This window comes from Pseudomonas sp. GXM4 (genome assembly GCF_008923895.1).
GTDB classification, from domain to species: Bacteria; Pseudomonadota; Gammaproteobacteria; order Pseudomonadales; family Pseudomonadaceae; genus Aquipseudomonas; species Aquipseudomonas atacamensis.
In genome coordinates this window covers 1-17,030 of record NZ_WBRZ01000109.1, presented here as the reverse complement: position 1 = coordinate 17,030, position 17,030 = coordinate 1, and the positions used below count along the sequence as shown (strand labels likewise).

The window sequence follows — 17,030 nt, the reverse complement described above, 5'->3', positions numbered from 1 at the left end:
GGTTTCTTGCAGGCTGGAACCATTAACAGCAAAAGATGACAGCCGGTGAAAAATGCGAAAATTCAGGCTTACAAAATGTAAATAAAGTTGTATACAATCAGCCCATCGCTGTGACGCCAGCCTGCCAGGCCGCCACACCAATCTGTCAACGTACAAGAAGGAAGACTGCAGTGAGCGCTGACTACCCACGCGACCTGATCGGTTACGGCAGTAACCCTCCTCACCCACACTGGCCGGGAAATGCCCGGATCGCCCTGTCCTTCGTACTCAATTACGAAGAAGGTGGCGAGCGCAACATTCTGCACGGCGACAAGGAATCCGAAGCCTTCCTCTCCGAAATGGTCGCCGCTCAGCCGCTGCAAGGCGCGCGCAACATGAGCATGGAATCGCTTTACGAGTATGGCAGCCGTGCCGGCGTCTGGCGGATTCTGAAGCTGTTCAAGGAATTCGACATTCCGTTGACCATCTTCGCCGTGGCCATGGCCGCCCAGCGTCACCCGGACGTGATCCGTGCGATGGTCGAGGCCGGCCATGAAATCTGCAGCCATGGCTACCGCTGGATCGACTATCAGTACATGGATGAAGCGCAGGAACGCGAGCACATGCTCGAAGCGATCCGCATCCTCACCGAACTGACCGGCGAACGTCCGCTGGGCTGGTACACCGGCCGCACCGGGCCGAACACCCGCCGGCTGGTCATGGAAGAAGGCGGTTTCCTCTACGACTGCGACACCTACGACGACGACCTGCCCTACTGGGAACCGAACAACCCTACCGGCAAGCCGCACCTGGTGATCCCCTACACCCTCGACACCAACGACATGCGCTTCACGCAAGTGCAGGGTTTCAACAAGGGTGACGATTTCTTCGAATACCTCAAAGACGCGTTCGACGTGCTTTACGCCGAAGGTGCCGAAGCGCCGAAAATGCTTTCGATCGGTCTGCACTGCCGCCTGATCGGCCGTCCTGGTCGCCTCGCTTCACTCAAGCGCTTTATCGAATATGCCAAAAGTCATGAACAGGTGTGGTTCAGCCGTCGCGTCGACATCGCGCGTCACTGGCAAGAAACCCACCCGTACCAAGGGACTGCAAAATGAGCCGCTTTCAAACCCTGCAACCGTCGACCCTGAGCCGCGACGCTTTCGTCAAAGCCTTCGCCGACATCTACGAACATTCGCCATGGGTGGCCGAAAAGGCCTACGACCTCGGTGCGGACGCTTCGATCGACGAGATCGAAACCCTGCACCAGCGCATGAGCGATATCCTGTTGAGCGCCGATCATGCCAGCCAGATGGCCCTGATCAACGCTCACCCGGACCTGGCCGGCAAAGCTGCCGTCCAGGGCCAACTGACCGAAGCCAGCACCAATGAACAGGCTGGCGCCGGTATTCACCAATGCACGGCCGAAGAGTTCCAGCGCTTCACCGAGCTGAACGACGCCTACAAAGCCAAGTTCAAGTTTCCCTTCATCATGGCGGTAAAAGGCAGCAACCGGCATCAGATCCTCGCGGCGTTCGAAACGCGCATCAACAATTCGGTGGAAGCCGAGTTCAAATGCGCGCTGGCGGAGATCAACAAGATTGCCCTGTTCCGTTTACTGACTCTTTAGCAAGCCTGGCCCGAGCGTGAATGAACGCGCAAACGCCCAGGGCCCTGCGAGCATCCCCAGCCAACTTATCAAAGGCAGACAAGAAGAATGAAAGCTTACGCCGTACCTTTCGAAAAATACGTCAACCTGGCCGACGCCCGTCTGGGCACCAAGATCATTTCGGTCACCGATGACTGGTTCGCAGACGCCAATCGTCTGTTCCAACCGACCCCGGCCGTATGGAAGGAGGGCGTGTTCGATGACAACGGCAAGTGGATGGACGGCTGGGAGTCGCGCCGCAAGCGCTTCGAAGGTTTCGACAGCGCGGTGATCCGTCTGGGCGTACCGGGCTCAATCAAAGGCGTGGACATCGACACTTCATTCTTCACCGGCAACTACCCGCCATCGGCCTCGCTGGAAGCGTGCTTCCTGGCCTCGGGCGAGCCGGATGAAAACACCCAGTGGACCGAAGTGCTGTCGGCCGTCGAGTTGCAGGGCAACAGCCACCACTACCACGAAATCAGCAACGACAAAGCGTTCAGCCACCTGCGCTTCAACATTTACCCGGACGGTGGTGTTGCCCGTCTGCGCGTATACGGCATTCCGTTCCGCGACTGGTCCGCTGTGGGTGACAACGAGCAAGTGGACTTGGCAGCAGCCCTCAACGGTGGCCGCGCCCTCGCCTGCTCCGACGAACACTTCGGCCGCATGAGCAACATCCTCAACCCGGGCCGCGGCATCAACATGGGCGACGGCTGGGAAACCGCGCGTCGTCGCACACCGGGCAATGACTGGGTGATCGTCGCCCTGGGTCATCCGGGCGAGATCGAGAAGATCGTCGTCGACACCCTGCACTTTAAAGGCAACTACCCGGACACTTGCTCGATCCAGGGCGCGTTCGTCAAGGGCGGCACCGACAGCCAGATCGAAACCCAGTCGCTGTTCTGGCGCGAACTGCTGCCAAGCCAGAAGCTGGAAATGCACGCCGAACACACCTTCGTCGAGCAGATCAAGGCACTCGGCCCGATCACCCACATCCGCCTGAACGTGTTCCCGGATGGTGGCGTGAGTCGCCTGCGTGTATTGGGCAAGGTCGCTAAATAACACTGCAATGATCGTTCCCACGCTCTGCGTGGGAATGCATCACTGGACGCTCTGCGTCCGCTTTGGATGTGACGCGGAGCGTCACGGGCTGCACTCCCACGCAGAGCGTGGGAACGATCACTCAACGAAAAGAAGAACAGCATGCGCACATTGACGATTGAACCGCTGACCAAAGAAGCCTTCGCCCCTTTCGGTGACGTGATCGAAACCGACGGCAGCGATCACTTCATGATCAACAACGGTTCGACCATGCGCTTCCACAAACTGGCGACGGTCGAAACCGCGACGCCTGAGGACAACGCCATCATCAGCATTTTCCGCGCCGACGCGCAGGACATGCCGCTGACCGTTTGCATGCTGGAACGCCATCCGCTGGGCAGCCAGGCTTTCATTCCGCTGCTCGGCAACCCCTTTCTGATCGTGGTCGCGCCAGTTGGCGATGAACCTGTATCAGGCTTGGTCCGCGCCTTCGTCACCAACGGCAGGCAGGGCATCAATTACCATCGCGGCGTCTGGCACCACCCGGTGCTGACGATCGAAAAGCGGGATGACTTCCTGGTGGTTGATCGCAGTGGCACAGGCAATAACTGCGATGAGCATTTTTTCAAAGAGGATGAGCGGTTGATCCTCGCCCCCCACCAATAAGAGAAGGTCTGATCACTCGACAACAAGAGTGACAGGCGAGAGGTAAAGACTGTGGAAGCACATCTGTTGGAATGGCTGAACCTGAGCGTGCGCTGGGTTCACATGATCACTGGCGTGGCCTGGATCGGCGCGTCGTTCTACTTCGTCTGGCTGGAGAACAACCTCAACCGCGTCAACCCGAAAACCGGTCTGGCCGGTGATCTGTGGGCGATCCACGGCGGCGGCATCTACCACCTGGAAAAATACAAACTGGCCCCACCGTCCATGCCGGACAACCTGCACTGGTTCAAGTGGGAAGCCTACTTCACCTGGATGTCGGGGATCGCGCTGCTGTGCGTGGTGTTCTACTCCAATCCGGTGCTCTACCTCGTGGCACCCGGCAGTGGCCTCAGCGGTCCTGAAGGCGTGGCCATCGGTATCGGCTCGCTGATCGTCGGCTGGTTCGTCTACGACTTCCTCTGCGATTCGGCCCTGGGCAAGAAACCCGCCCTGCTCGGCTTCATCCTGTTCGTGCTGATCATTGCCGCCGCCTATGGCTTCAGCAAAGTGTTCAGCGGTCGTGGTGCGTACCTGCACGTCGGCGCGATCATCGGCACCATCATGGTCGGCAACGTGTTCCGCATCATCATGCCGGCGCAACGGGCACTGGTCGCGGCGATCGCCGAGAACCGTACGCCTGATCCGGCCCTGCCGGCCAAGGGTCTGCTGCGTTCGCGTCACAACAACTACTTCACCCTGCCAGTGCTGTTCATCATGATCAGCAACCACTTTCCGAGCACTTACGGCAGCCAGTACAACTGGTTGATCCTGGCCGGGATCGCGGTGCTGGCAGTATTGGTGCGTCACTACTTCAACACCCGTCACGACAGCCACAAGTTTGCCTGGACCCTGCCGGTGGCAGCGGTGGGCATGATCTGCCTGGCCTACGTCACTGGACCGACGCCGATGTCGACTGCACCTGAAGTGGCCAAGGCACCGGCGAAAATCGAGTACCAACCGCTGCCGGAGACGGCACTGGGCGGTGGCGCGAAACCGGCCGAAGCGGCGCAACCTGCGGCACCCGCAGCCCCTGCGGCGGCACCCGCGCAAGCCTCCAATGCCGGCCCCGGTTTCGACAAGGTGCACAACGTGATTCAAGAGCGTTGCACGGTGTGCCATTCGTCCAAGCCGACCAGCCCGTTGTTCAGCGCAGCCCCGGCCGGTGTGATGTTCGACACCCCCGAGCAGATCCGCCAGAACGCCGCGCGCATTCAGGCGCAAGCCATCACCACGCAGATCATGCCACTGGGCAACATCACCCAGATGACCCAGCAGGAACGTGACCTGATCGGTGCCTGGATTGCCCAGGGAGCGCAGACCAATTAATCGTTGAAAGCATCGCTGGCAAGCCAGCTCCCACAGGGTTTTGCATTGCCTGTGTGGGAGCGGGCTTGCCCGCGAATGGCCGCTCCGCGGTCCCCCTGATGCAAAGAAACAGCTGCAAGCAACCCGGCAGCTGTTAATCACAAGAATAAAAAAGATCCGAGGTGTTGCATGTCCGAGCTGTCCAAAGCGCGCATCCCCGACGCACCCGCCATTCAGCGTTTGCCCCTTTTGCAACTGATCCTGGTCGGTCTGCAACATGTTCTGCTGATGTACGGCGGTGCCATCGCGGTGCCGCTGATCATCGGACAGGCCGCTGGCCTGAGTCGTGAAGAAATCGCCTTCCTGATCAACGCCGACCTGCTCGTCGCCGGCATCGCCACTATCGTGCAGTCGCTCGGCATCGGCCCGATGGGCATTCGCATGCCGGTGATGATGGGCGCCAGTTTCGCTGCGGTCGGCAGCATGGTGGCCATGGCCGGCATGCCCGGCATCGGTCTGCAAGGCATCTTCGGTGCGACGATAGCTGCCGGTTTCTTCGGCATGCTGATCGCGCCGTTCATGTCCAAGGTCGTGCGTTTCTTCCCGCCGCTGGTGACCGGCACGGTCATCACCTCGATCGGTTTATCGTTGTTCCCCGTGGCCGTGAACTGGGCCGGAGGCGGTGTCGAAGCCGCGCAATTCGGTTCGCCGATTTATCTGGCCATCGCCGCGCTGGTGCTGGCCACCATCCTGTTGGTTCATCGCTTCATGCGCGGATTCTGGGTCAACATTTCGGTGCTGATCGGCATGTGCCTGGGTTATGTATTGTGCGGAGTGATCGGCATGGTCGACCTCAGCGGCATGGCCAGCGCACCGTGGATTCAGTTCGTCACCCCGTTGCATTTCGGCATGCCGAAATTCGAGCTGGCGCCGATTCTGTCGATGTGTCTGGTGGTGGTGATCATCTTCGTCGAGTCCACCGGGATGTTCCTCGCGCTGGGCAAAATCACCGGCCAGGAAGTCTGCCCGCGCATGCTTCGTCGCGGCTTGCTGTGCGATGCCGGCGCGTCGTTCTTCGCCGGTTTCTTCAACACCTTCACTCACTCCTCGTTCGCGCAGAACATCGGCCTGGTGCAGATGACCGGCGTGCGCTGCCGCTCGGTGACCATCGTTGCCGGTGGTCTGTTGATCGTCCTCAGCCTGTTGCCGAAAGCGGCGTTTCTGGTGGCATCGATTCCACCGGCGGTGCTTGGCGGTGCGGCGATTGCGATGTTCGGCATGGTCGCCGCGACTGGCATCAAGATCCTCCAGGAGGCGGACATCGGTGACCGCCGCAATCAGCTGCTGGTCGCGGTGAGCATCGGTATGGGCCTGATCCCGGTGGTACGTCCGGAATTCTTCGCCCACCTGCCGCTGTGGATGAGCCCGATCACCCACAGCGGCATCGCCATGGCCACCCTCAGCGCCCTGACGCTGAACCTGCTGTTCAACATCCTCGGCGGCAAAGAGCGTGCGGCGATCAATGATTGCCATGCGCACTGATTGAAACCACCACACCACCTGTGGGAGCGAGCCTGCTCGCGAAAGCACTGTGTCATTCAACATTGATGGCGACTGACACAACTGCTTCGCGAGCAGGCTCGCTCCCATAGGGACTACGCAACTGCTTGTGCCTCAAACAATAAAAACAACAGGGAGCAACAGATGATCCGCACGCAAAGCAACGTTCTGTTGAGTGGCGGCCTGCTGGCCGCGAGTCAGGCCATGGCCGGCGATCTGCTGCTGTGGCAGAGCAACAGCCTCAGCTATCTGTACGGCAAGAACTTCGCGATCAACCCGTCCTATCAGCAGACGGTCACCTTCGAGCACGCCGACAAGTGGAAGTACGGCGACAACTTTCTGTTCGTCGACAAGATCTTCTACAACGGCAGGGAAGACCCGAACAAAGGTCCGCACACCTTCTACGGCGAGTTCACCCCGCGCCTGTCTTTCGGCAAGATCCTCGACCGCAAGATCGAGTTCGGCCCGATCAAGGATGTGCTGCTGGCGATGACCTACGAGTACGGCGAAGGCGAAAGCGAGGCCTACCTGATCGGTCCCGGCTTCGATCTGAAAGTGCCCGGCTTCAACTACGTCACCCTGAACATTTTCCGCCGCCAGACCGAAGGCCCGCGGCCCGGCGACGGTGTCTGGCAGATCACCCCCGCGTGGTCCTACAGCTTTGCGCTGGGCAATTCCGATGTGCTGATCGACGGCTACCTCGACTGGGTCGTCGACAATGACGAAAACTCGCGCGGCACCTACCACGCCAACCTGCACATCAATCCGCAGATCAAATACGACCTCGGCAAAGCCATGGGCTGGAGCCAGAAACAGGTATACGTCGGCACCGAGTACAGCTACTGGAAGAACAAATACGGCATCGAAAACAGCCACGCGTTCGATACCAACCAGAACACCGCCAGCCTGCTGCTGAAGGTGCACTTCTGAGATGGCCCGCAACCGTGCGCCATACCTGTCGTCGGTGCTCTGTTGCGGGGCACTTGAGCCTTGGCCGAGGAGTCAGTATTCTCCGCGGCCTTCCGAATTCGCTCTAAAAAAAAGCCCGAATTCAATTTCTGACCTAAAAGCCAACTTATCCCGGCTGCGGTCAGTCCTGAGGCATCCCGAAAACACGCTCGTCGACTGTTTTTCAGCAGCCGCACGGGCGTTTTTTGGTTTTTCAAAAGCCTTGGCGCAGCTTTTGCTACCAGCATTCAAAGCTGACCGATCGGATGAAATTTGCGGTACGAAAAAAGGCGCCACATCAGAGCGCCGATCTTAAAAAAATAACGTGGAACACCTACTTTGGGAGCAACCGAATGAAACGTATGTGCACCAGCCTGATGCTGGCCGGATCGATGTTCGCCGGCGGCCAGGCGATGGCCGAAGGCCTGCTGCAGTGGCAGAACAACAGCCTGACCTACCTGTATGGCAAGGACTTCCAGGTCAACCCGCGCATTCAGCAGACCGTGACCTTCGAGCACGCCGATGCCTGGAAGTATGGCGACAACTTCCTGTTCATCGACAAGATCTTCTACAACGGCAAGGATGATGGCGGCGTCGGCTCCAACACCTACTACGGCGAGCTCAGCCCGCGCCTGTCGTTCGGCAAGATCTTCGATCAGAAACTGGCCTTCGGCCCGGTGACTGACGTGTTGCTGGCCATGACCTACGAGTTCGGTGAAGGCGATACCGAGTCGTACCTGATCGGTCCGGGCTTCGACCTGGCGATTCCGGGCTTCGACTACTTCCAGCTGAACTTCTACCAGCGTCACACCCAGGGCGCACGCGCCGGTGACAATGTCTGGCAGATCACCCCGGTGTGGTCCTACACCGTCCCGGTGGGCAAATCGAACATCCTCATCGACGGCTTCATGGACTGGGTGGTCGACAACGACTCCAACTCCAAAGGCGACTACCACGCCAACCTGCACTTCAACCCACAGGTCAAATACGACCTGGGCAAGGCGCTGAATTTCGGCGAGAAGCAGTTGTATGTCGGTGTCGAGTACGACTACTGGTCGGACAAGTACGGGATCAAGGACAGCCAGTACTTCAAGACCGATCAGAGCACCACGAGCTTCCTGGTCAAGTTCCACTTCTGATCCGGCGGCGTCCTCCCCGACGCCTTCGCGAGCAAGCTCGCTCCCACGGTGGTTCTATGTTGACTGCAAATTGCGCATTCAATGCAAAACCCTGTGGGAGCGAGCTTGCTCGCGAACAGGCTCACCGCAATTTCAGGCCGGAGCCACCGCTTCAGATATCCGCAAAAACCGGCACAGTTCCTCGCGCTTGGCCAACGCATCCCGCCGCCCCAGCTCGATCAACTCGCTGCAATACCCCGCTTCGAACAGCAGATAACTGAGCACCCCCGCCCCGCTCGTCTTCGTCGCGCCCGGCCCGCGCAGAAACAGGCGCAACGCCGCCGGTAACTCCTGGCGATGCCGCGCGGCGATTTCGTCGATCGGCTGACTCGGCGCAATCACCAGCACCTCCACCGGCGCCACACCCAGCGCACGGGTCGGCGTGCCGGTCGGGAGCAAATGACTGAACTGATTCAGACGCTGCAGCAGCTCGATATCGCTCTCCAGACTGTCGATAAACGTGCTGTTGAGCATGTGCCCGCCGATCTGCGCCAGCGTCGGTTGCTGGCCGCTGTAGGCGCGCTCCAGCGGCTGCTGCGGATCAACGCCGCGCGGGTTGCCGCTGACGCCCACCACCAGCACGCGACTGGCACCCAGATGCAGCGCCGGGCTGATCGGCGCCGACTGGCGTACTGCGCCGTCACCGAAATATTCCTCGCCGATTTTTACCGGCGCGAACAACAGCGGGATCGCCGAACTGGCCAACAGGTGATCGACCGACAATTGCGTCGGCACGCCAATGCGGCGGTGCCGCAGCCAGGCGTCGATGGTGCCGCCGCCCTGATAGAACGTCACCGCTTGCCCCGATTCGTAGCCGAACGCGGTCACCGCCACCGCATGCAATTGCTTGCGCGCGATGGATTCGGCGATGCCGGGCAGGTGCAGTTTTTCCTCGAGCAGTTCGCGCAGCGGCGAACTGTTGAGCAGCGCCACCGGCATCTGTCGACCGAGACCGAGCAGGCTGTGGCTGACGAAGCGGCTGGCTTGATGGATGACTCCAGGCCAGTCGCTGCGCAACACGCGGTGGCTGCGAAAGCCCTGCCAGAACTGGGTCAGGCGTTCGATGGCGGCGCGAAAATCCGTGGCGCCACTGGCCAGGCTGACCGCATTGATCGCCCCGGCCGAGGTGCCGACGATCACCGGAAACGGATTGTCCGCGCCGACCGGCAGCAACTCGGCAATCGCCGCCAGCACCCCGACCTGATAAGCCGCCCGAGCCCCGCCGCCGGAAAGAATCAAACCTGTGACCGGTTCAACAGGACTCATCGCAACACTCCACAGTGCTTGTCAGTACGGGTGAATCAACGACGCTTGGGATAAAGTTTCGGCTCACCCGGCGGGCGACTCTTGAAGCGCCGATGCGCCCATAGATATTGCTCGGGGCAGGCACGCAAAGCGCTCTCGACCCACTGATTGATGCGGATGCAATCGGCCTCCTCGCTCTCGCCGGGGAAGTCTTCCAGCGGCGGATGAATCACCAGGCGATAACCACTGCCGTCGGCCAGACGTTCCTGAGTGAACGGCACCACCAGCGCTTTGCCCAGCCGTGCAAACTTGGTCGTCGCAGTGACGGTGGCGGCCTGAATGCCGAACAGCGGCACGAAGACGCTCTGCTTGGCGCCGTAATCCTGATCCGGCGCATACCAGATCGCCCGCCCCGAGCGCAGCAGTTTGAGCATGCCGCGCACGTCATCGCGCTCCACCGCCAGCGAATCGAGATTGTGCCGCTCGCGGCCACGGCGCTGGACGAAGTCGAACAAGGGGTTTTTGTGTTCGCGGTACATGCCGTCGATGGTGTGCTGCTGGCCGAGCAGCGCCGCGCCGATTTCCAGCGTGGTGAAATGCGCGGCCATGAGGATCACGCCTTTGCCTTCGCGCTGGGCCTTCTGCAGATGTTCAAGGCCTTCGACGTGGGCCAGTTTCGCCAGACGCTCGCGCGACCACCACCAGCTCATCGCCATTTCAAAAAAGGCGATGCCGGTGGAGGCGAAGTTTTCCTTGAGCAGGCGTTTGCGCTCGGCGGCGGATTTTTCCGGGAAGCACAATTCCAGATTGCGCCGGGCGATGGTTCGCCGGTCGCTGGCGACGCGATACATCAACGCGCCCAAAACTCGACCGATGGTCAGCAGCGCCGGATACGGCAGCTGCACGATCAGCCACAAAAGCCCCAGGCCGCACCAGAGCGGCCAGAAGCGCGGAGCAAGATATGCTTTTCGAAAACGCGGGCGATCCATTAAAGCTTCCGTAAATACAGTGGCCGCGCATTCTACATCGTTCGACCCGGCTTGCGGCTCGCGGGCGTTCTCGTTATAAGTCTCGGCACTTTTAGTGACAAGCCGTTGTATGCCGACATGAGCCAAACCGACCCGTTAGACCAAGATCCCGTATTCCAGCTCAAGGGCAGCATGCTGGCCATCACTGTGCTGGAACTGGCCCGTAACGACCTCGAAAGCCTCGATCGGCAATTGGCCGCGAAAGTCGCCCAGGCGCCGAATTTTTTCAGCAATGCACCGCTGGTCCTGGCGCTGGACAAACTGCCGCCGAATCAGGGCGCGGTTGACCTGCCGGGGCTGATGCGCGTCTGCCGTCAACACGGCCTGCGTACCCTGGCCATTCGCGCCAGCCGCATCGAAGACATCGCCGCTGCCATCGCCATCGACATCCCAGTGCTACCGCCCTCCGGTGCCCGCGAGCGTCCGCTCGAAACACCGGAAGCCGAAGTCAAAAAGAAGCCGGAAAAGCCCCCTGAGCCGACGGTCAAACCGACCCGCGTAATCACCACGCCAGTACGTGGTGGCCAACAGATATATGCCCAGGGTGGCGATCTGGTCGTGGTCTCTTCGGTCAGTCCGGGGGCGGAACTTCTCGCCGATGGCAACATCCATGTATACGGCCCGATGCGCGGCCGTGCGCTGGCCGGCGTCAAAGGTGACACCAAGGCACGGATTTTCTGTCAGCAATTGAGCGCTGAACTGATCTCCATCGCCGGTCATTACAAGGTCTCCGAGGATTTGCGTCGCGATCCGATGTGGGGCTCGGGCGTCCAGGTCAGCCTGTCAGGCGACGTGTTGAACATCATTCGGCTTTAACGGATACTGCCGCATTTTCCAAGCATCTCTAAAACGTAGCGAAAACGGCTCAAACGAAGTAGGAAAAAGGCCCAAAGCCAAATTCCAGCCAAGGCTGTCCGACTGCAGTAGTTTTCAAGAGATGTTTTTCAGGGGCTGAACAGTCCTTCTTCCTTAGGGGTGAAACACCTTGGCCAAGATTCTCGTGGTTACATCCGGCAAGGGTGGTGTGGGTAAGACCACCACCAGCGCCGCTATCGGTACCGGTCTCGCTCTGCGCGGCCACAAAACAGTGATCGTCGACTTCGACGTGGGCTTGCGTAATCTCGACCTGATCATGGGTTGCGAGCGCCGCGTGGTGTATGACTTCGTCAACGTGGTAAACGGCGAAGCCAACCTGCAACAGGCACTGATCAAAGACAAGCGCCTGGAAAACCTCTACGTACTGGCGGCCAGCCAGACCCGCGACAAAGACGCGCTGACCGTCGAAGGCGTGGAAAAAGTCCTGATGGAGCTCAAGGAACAATTCGAGTTCGTCGTCTGCGACTCCCCGGCGGGCATCGAGAAAGGTGCGCACCTGGCCATGTATTTCGCCGATGAAGCGATCGTCGTGACCAACCCGGAAGTGTCCTCGGTACGTGACTCGGACCGCATGCTCGGCCTGCTGGCAAGCAAATCGCGCCGCGCCGAACGTGGCGAAGACCCGATCAAGGAACACCTGCTGATCACCCGCTACCACCCGGAGCGTGTCGAGAAGGGCGAGATGCTTGGCGTTGAAGACGTCAAGGAAATCCTCTCGGTGACCCTGCTCGGCGTCATCCCGGAATCCCAGGCGGTGCTCAAGGCTTCCAACCAGGGCGTGCCGGTGATTCTCGACGACCAGAGCGATGCCGGTCAGGCTTACAGCGATACCGTCGACCGCCTGCTGGGCAAAGAAAAAGCCCACCGATTCCTCGATGTCGAGAAGAAGGGATTCTTCGAGCGCCTGTTTGGAGGTAGGTAATGAACCTTTTTGACTTCTTTCGTGCCAACAAAAAGCCAAGTACCGCATCGGTAGCGAAAGAGCGTCTACAGATCATCGTGGCGCATGAGCGCGGCCAGCGCAGCACGCCGGATTACCTGCCAGCCTTGCAGAAGGAACTGGTCGACGTGATCCGCAAGTACGTCAACATCGGCAACGACGACGTACATGTTGCACTGGAAAGCCAGGGCAGTTGCTCGATTCTGGAACTCAACATCACCCTGCCCGATCGCTGAGTCGATCCGGCAGGTATGACGGCGGTTCAGGGCCATTCCCCAGTGGAATGGTCCTGAACCGCCGTTGGCATTTGTTACGAGGCTGTTTTAATGCCGCTGTCCAACATCCGCATCATCCACGAGGACGCCGCCGTTCTTGTGGTCGACAAACCGACCCTGCTGCTCTCGGTGCCCGGTCGCGCTGACGACAACAAGGACTGCCTGATTACCCGCTTGCAGGAAAACGGCTACCCGGAAGCGCGCATCGTCCATCGTCTGGACTGGGAAACCTCGGGCATCATCCTGCTGGCCCGGGATGCCGACACCCATCGCGAGCTGTCGCGGCAGTTTCATGATCGCGAAACCGAAAAGGCCTACACCGCTTTGGCCTGGGGTCAGCCGGAACTGGACAGCGGCAGCATCGATCTGCCCCTTCGCTACGATCCGCCGACCAAACCACGGCATGTGGTCGATCACGAATTCGGCAAACATGCGCTGACGTTCTGGAAGGTGCTGGAACGGTGCGGCGACTGGTGCCGCGTCGAACTGACACCGATTACCGGTCGCTCCCATCAACTGCGCGTGCACATGTTGTCGATCGGCCATCCGCTGCTCGGTGACGGACTCTACGCCCACGAGCAAGCGCTGGCGGCCTGGCCACGTCTGTGCCTGCACGCGAGCATGCTCAGCTTCACTCATCCGCAAACCGGCGAACGCCTGCGCTTCGAGTGCCCGGCGCCATTCTGAAATGCGTAAATACTTTGAAAGCCCTTCCTTGCGAAGGGCTTTTTTTGTCCTGCCAGAATTCCACCGGCAATAGATTGACGTAAAGAACTGTCATAAAATTGTAATCAAATATAAAATCATGGCACTTCGATATCAGGCAGGAGGCCTCTTCCGTGTTCTGCAGCAAAACACTTCAATCCGAATACCCCATTGTGTGCGCATTCGGTAACACCACCCTGCACCTGAGCGAAGCACCCAGCATCCAGGCACGCCAGGCCTTGGAGCAGCTCATTAAAAAACGCCGCGCGCGCAAACTGACCCGAGCCAGCGCACCGTTATCGTCCTGTGAAACACCACTATTTGCCAAGGTCCAGCCATTGGACACGTTCAAGGCAAAGGTGCGGGTGAGCCTGAACAAACCGCAACGCAACGGGCGCTTCGACTGGCCTCTCGAAGAACTGATGAATTCCCTTGAAGCTCAGCGCCGGGGCGTGGAGATGCCTGCGCTGAAGGGCTATGGCTATACCCGCAGCAGACTCGGCCTGACCGAGGAATTTTTCCTCCTGACTCACCTGCTCGAAGGCCATATGGATGGGGCGGAGTGCATCAGACGCAATCCCGAAAACATCGAGACCTTTATCCTCGACGCGTTTCAACTGCTCAGCTCGCTCGCCAGCAAGAACATCACTCACATGGATTTCTGGGTGGGCAACATCATGGTGCCCGAGCAAACGCACAGGCCACTCAAAGCCATCGACTTTGAAAACTGCTTCGCAGGCCCGACCGCGCACCCAAGTGAAACACTCGGTTTTCAACTCGGCTTCTTCTATCGTCGGGATATCTACAAATTCATTACCGAAGCCGCCTACGATCGCCTGGTCGATCAATATCTCAGCGCGCTGCCCGGTCTATCGAGAGACAGGTTCGAGGCGGTCTATCAGTTGAGCAAACATGAATACGTCGGTCGCAAGCAGCGCCGAGAAGTCTTCCTCAGTGGCAGACTGATCACCGGTTGACGCCCACCCCGGCAACACTTTGAAGCAAGTGCCCGGCCTGCAAATCAGCGGAGCAATACGGTAGACTCGCGCCCCCCGCCGTATGGAGCCGCTTATGCGCGAAGCCTTCCCCCCCATGGAAAAAGTGCCGCACCAGTTGCTCTACCTGATCTATGGTGACAAAGACGTTTATCGGCGCGAGGCGAAATTCAGCATCCTCACCGCCCTGGCACAGCTGCAGCCAGGTGAATCACTGTGCATCCGAGTGCTGACTGATCGTCCGCAGGACTATGCCGGCTGGCCGGTCGATACCGTCACTTTGAGCGAGCAGACCCTGATCCAGTGGCAGGGCGAAAACGGCTACCACCACCGCCGCAAAGCGTGCGCCATTGCGCTGGGCCTGACACTCGCCGAAAAAACCCTGTTCGTCGATACCGACACGCTGTTTCTTGATTCGCCGCACCGGCTGTTCAGCATGATCACGCCCGGCCGTTACGTGATGGACCGCTTCGAATACGACTGGAGTTACGTCTGTAACCGGGCAGACTACGAAAAACTCGCGCACTGCCTGCAAGTCCACGGGATTTCGTCGGCGAACAGCTTCAAGCTCTACAACAGTGGCTTGTGCGGCGTCACCGATGGCGATTCAGCGCTGCTGGACAAGTCGATCCGGCTGATCGATGAGTGGACGCAGGGCCCGTTCGACATCCATACGATCGAACAGATTGCACTGTCGTTCGCCATGCGCGACCAACCGATCCAGGAAGCGAAGAAATTCGTCTATCACTACTTCGCCGACAAAAACTTCTTCCACGCCATGCAGAAACACTTTTTCGCCCGCCATGGCGAGGCTTTCCACCCCGAACTGCCAGCGCTGTGCACCGAGGTTCCGCGCAGCAAGCCCGTTCCCTCGACCTGGCAGCGCCTGCGCATCAAGTGGAAGCTGCGCAAAAAGCGCGGCGGCATGAAGAAAGTCGGCCGGGCATTGCTGTTCGGCAGTGCTGCACCTGCCCACCCGTATTACGAGATCTGCCGTCACGAATGGTGGGAATCGGCGTCGCGGGAAATCCTGCGTTGGGACAGCGTTGCGCAAAAGGCCTTCTTCGGCAGCGGCAAGGGCTGGCCGAAGCACCTGCCGAAACCCGCCAGAAAGGATGATCAACAAGCCATCATCGCCTACCTGCGCAAGCGCATCGATCAGCACTCCTGAGCGTGCTTGCGCAAACCACTTGCCCAATGGCGCCGAGTGATGCGTTAAACTGCCGCCCATTGCTGTCTGGAGTTTCTTATGCGCGCAGAGTTGAACCAGGGCCTGATCGACTTTCTCAAGGCCTCCCCTACCCCGTTCCACGCCACCGCCAGCCTCGTTCAGCGTCTGGAGGCCGCCGGTTATGTGCGCCTCGACGAGCGCGAGCCATGGTCCACCGAGGCCAACGGCCGCTATTACGTCACCCGTAACGACTCCTCGATCGTCGCGATCAAAATGGGCCGCAACTCGCCACTGCACGACGGTATCCGTCTGGTCGGCGCTCACACCGACAGCCCGTGCCTGCGGGTCAAGCCGCAACCGGAACTGCAACGTCAGGGCTTCTGGCAACTGGGCGTCGAAGTCTACGGCGGCGCGCTGCTGGCGCCATGGTTCGACCGCGATCTGTCGCTCGCCGGCCGCGTGACCTTCCGCCGTGACGGCAAGGTCGAGAGCCAGTTGATCGACTTCAAGGCACCGATCGCGATCATTCCCAACCTGGCCATTCACCTCAATCGTGAAGCCAACCAGGGCTGGGCGATCAACGCGCAGACCGAACTACCGCCGATCCTGGCGCAATTCGCCGGTGACGAGCGCGTCGATTTCCGCGCCGTGCTCACCGACCAACTGGCCCGCGAACACGGTTTGAACGCCGACGTGGTCCTCGATTACGAGCTGAGTTTCTACGACACGCAAAGCGCGGCGGTGATAGGCCTGAACGGCGATTTCATTGCCGGTGCGCGTCTGGACAACCTGCTGTCCTGCTACGCCGGCCTGCAAGCGTTGCTCACCGCCGAAACCGACGAAACCTGCGTGCTGGTCTGTAACGACCACGAAGAAGTCGGCTCCTGCTCGGCGTGCGGTGCCGACGGCCCGATGCTCGAACAAACCCTGCGCCGCCTGTTGCCGGAAGGCGACGAGTTCGTGCGCACCATCCAGAAATCCCTGCTGGTGTCGGCCGACAACGCCCACGGCGTGCATCCCAACTACGCGGACAAGCACGATGCCAACCATGGCCCGAAACTCAACGCCGGCCCGGTGATCAAGGTCAACAGCAACCAGCGCTACGCCACCAACAGCGAGACCGCCGGCTTCTTCCGCCATCTGTGCATGGCCGAAGAAGTCCCGGTGCAAAGCTTCGTGGTGCGCAGCGACATGGGCTGCGGTTCGACCATTGGCCCGATCACCGCCAGCCATCTGGGTGTGCGCACCGTCGACATTGGCCTGCCGACCTTTGCCATGCACTCGATTCGCGAACTGTGCGGCAGCCATGACCTGGCGCATCTGGTCAAAGTGCTCAGCGCGTTTTATGCCAGCCGTGAATTGCCGTAACGGCTGACAAGCTTCGCGAGCAGGCTCGCTCCCACAATGGATTGCCATTCACCTGTGGGA

At 59.9% G+C, this 17,030-nt stretch carries 17 protein-coding genes; 15 read left to right on the top strand and 2 right to left on the bottom strand.

Annotation, left to right across the window (positions count from 1 at the left end; all coding sequences use genetic code 11):
* Positions 1 to 170: 170 nt before the first annotated feature.
* The 8 genes from puuE (at position 171) to F8N49_RS15150 (ending at position 8,328) form a co-directional block, all read left to right on the top strand.
* Positions 171 to 1,097, top strand: coding sequence for an allantoinase PuuE (gene puuE / locus F8N49_RS15190; protein WP_024012213.1), 927 nt, complete (start codon positions 171 to 173; stop codon positions 1,095 to 1,097).
* Entirely contained in the window at positions 1,094 to 1,609 is a 516-nt protein-coding gene (gene uraD / locus F8N49_RS15185; RefSeq protein WP_122705869.1) for a 2-oxo-4-hydroxy-4-carboxy-5-ureidoimidazoline decarboxylase, read from the top strand. The genes puuE and uraD overlap by 4 nt, the downstream gene beginning before the upstream one ends.
* 87 nt (positions 1,610 to 1,696) lie before the next feature.
* Complete coding sequence (gene alc, locus F8N49_RS15180) at positions 1,697 to 2,692, top strand: allantoicase (RefSeq protein ID WP_016773759.1); 996 nt, start codon at positions 1,697 to 1,699, stop codon at positions 2,690 to 2,692.
* 141 nt (positions 2,693 to 2,833) lie between these two features.
* Entirely contained in the window at positions 2,834 to 3,337 is a 504-nt protein-coding gene (locus F8N49_RS15175; protein ID WP_016773758.1) for an ureidoglycolate lyase, read from the top strand.
* A gap of 51 nt (positions 3,338 to 3,388) precedes the next feature.
* Positions 3,389 to 4,702, top strand: coding sequence for a urate hydroxylase PuuD (locus F8N49_RS15170; protein ID WP_016773757.1), 1,314 nt, complete (start codon positions 3,389 to 3,391; stop codon positions 4,700 to 4,702).
* 168 nt (positions 4,703 to 4,870) lie between these two features.
* Entirely contained in the window at positions 4,871 to 6,223 is a 1,353-nt protein-coding gene (locus F8N49_RS15165) for a nucleobase:cation symporter-2 family protein (RefSeq protein WP_130929264.1), read from the top strand.
* Between the two features lie 162 nt (positions 6,224 to 6,385).
* Positions 6,386 to 7,171 (top strand): outer membrane protein OmpK, encoded by a 786-nt coding sequence (locus F8N49_RS15155; RefSeq protein ID WP_122747064.1) that lies wholly within the window; start codon positions 6,386 to 6,388, stop codon positions 7,169 to 7,171.
* Positions 7,172 to 7,542: 371 nt separating this feature from the next.
* Positions 7,543 to 8,328, top strand: a complete 786-nt coding sequence (locus F8N49_RS15150) for an outer membrane protein OmpK (protein ID WP_016773754.1) — start codon at positions 7,543 to 7,545, stop codon at positions 8,326 to 8,328.
* A gap of 132 nt (positions 8,329 to 8,460) precedes the next feature.
* Here the strand turns inward: F8N49_RS15150 and F8N49_RS15145 are convergent, their stop codons facing one another.
* Positions 8,461 to 9,633 carry a patatin-like phospholipase family protein gene (locus F8N49_RS15145; protein ID WP_071171519.1) on the bottom strand — a complete coding sequence of 391 codons (1,173 nt, stop codon included), beginning with the start codon at positions 9,631 to 9,633 and terminating at the stop codon, positions 8,461 to 8,463.
* Positions 9,634 to 9,668: 35 nt separating this feature from the next.
* The gene (locus F8N49_RS15140; RefSeq protein WP_016773752.1) at positions 9,669 to 10,601 is read right to left on the bottom strand and encodes a lipid A biosynthesis lauroyl acyltransferase; all 933 of its coding nucleotides are present in this window, start codon (positions 10,599 to 10,601) and stop codon (positions 9,669 to 9,671) included.
* A 117-nt stretch (positions 10,602 to 10,718) separates the two neighbouring features.
* Here F8N49_RS15140 and minC point away from each other — a divergent pair, with 117 nt between their 5' ends.
* The 7 genes from minC to F8N49_RS15105 all read left to right on the top strand — a co-directional run bounded on the left by minC (position 10,719) and on the right by F8N49_RS15105 (position 16,970).
* Positions 10,719 to 11,456 carry a septum site-determining protein MinC gene (gene minC, locus F8N49_RS15135; RefSeq protein ID WP_041479318.1) on the top strand — a complete coding sequence of 246 codons (738 nt, stop codon included), beginning with the start codon at positions 10,719 to 10,721 and terminating at the stop codon, positions 11,454 to 11,456.
* 169 nt (positions 11,457 to 11,625) lie between these two features.
* On the top strand, positions 11,626 to 12,438 hold the full coding sequence (gene minD / locus F8N49_RS15130; protein ID WP_007913953.1) for a septum site-determining protein MinD: 813 nt from the start codon (positions 11,626 to 11,628) through the stop codon (positions 12,436 to 12,438).
* The gene (gene minE, locus F8N49_RS15125; protein WP_003223146.1) at positions 12,438 to 12,692 is read left to right on the top strand and encodes a cell division topological specificity factor MinE; all 255 of its coding nucleotides are present in this window, start codon (positions 12,438 to 12,440) and stop codon (positions 12,690 to 12,692) included. Before minD ends, minE begins: the two co-directional genes overlap by 1 nt.
* Before the next feature lie 90 nt (positions 12,693 to 12,782).
* The gene (locus F8N49_RS15120; protein ID WP_024012204.1) at positions 12,783 to 13,418 is read left to right on the top strand and encodes an RluA family pseudouridine synthase; all 636 of its coding nucleotides are present in this window, start codon (positions 12,783 to 12,785) and stop codon (positions 13,416 to 13,418) included.
* A gap of 152 nt (positions 13,419 to 13,570) precedes the next feature.
* Complete coding sequence (locus F8N49_RS15115; protein ID WP_110645125.1) at positions 13,571 to 14,413, top strand: hypothetical protein; 843 nt, start codon at positions 13,571 to 13,573, stop codon at positions 14,411 to 14,413.
* 94 nt (positions 14,414 to 14,507) lie between these two features.
* On the top strand, positions 14,508 to 15,602 hold the full coding sequence (locus F8N49_RS15110) for a hypothetical protein (RefSeq protein ID WP_151551843.1): 1,095 nt from the start codon (positions 14,508 to 14,510) through the stop codon (positions 15,600 to 15,602).
* A 78-nt stretch (positions 15,603 to 15,680) separates the two neighbouring features.
* A complete protein-coding gene (locus F8N49_RS15105) occupies positions 15,681 to 16,970 on the top strand; it encodes a M18 family aminopeptidase (protein WP_016773748.1) in 1,290 nt (429 codons plus the stop codon).
* The last annotated feature ends 60 nt before the right edge of the window (positions 16,971 to 17,030 follow it).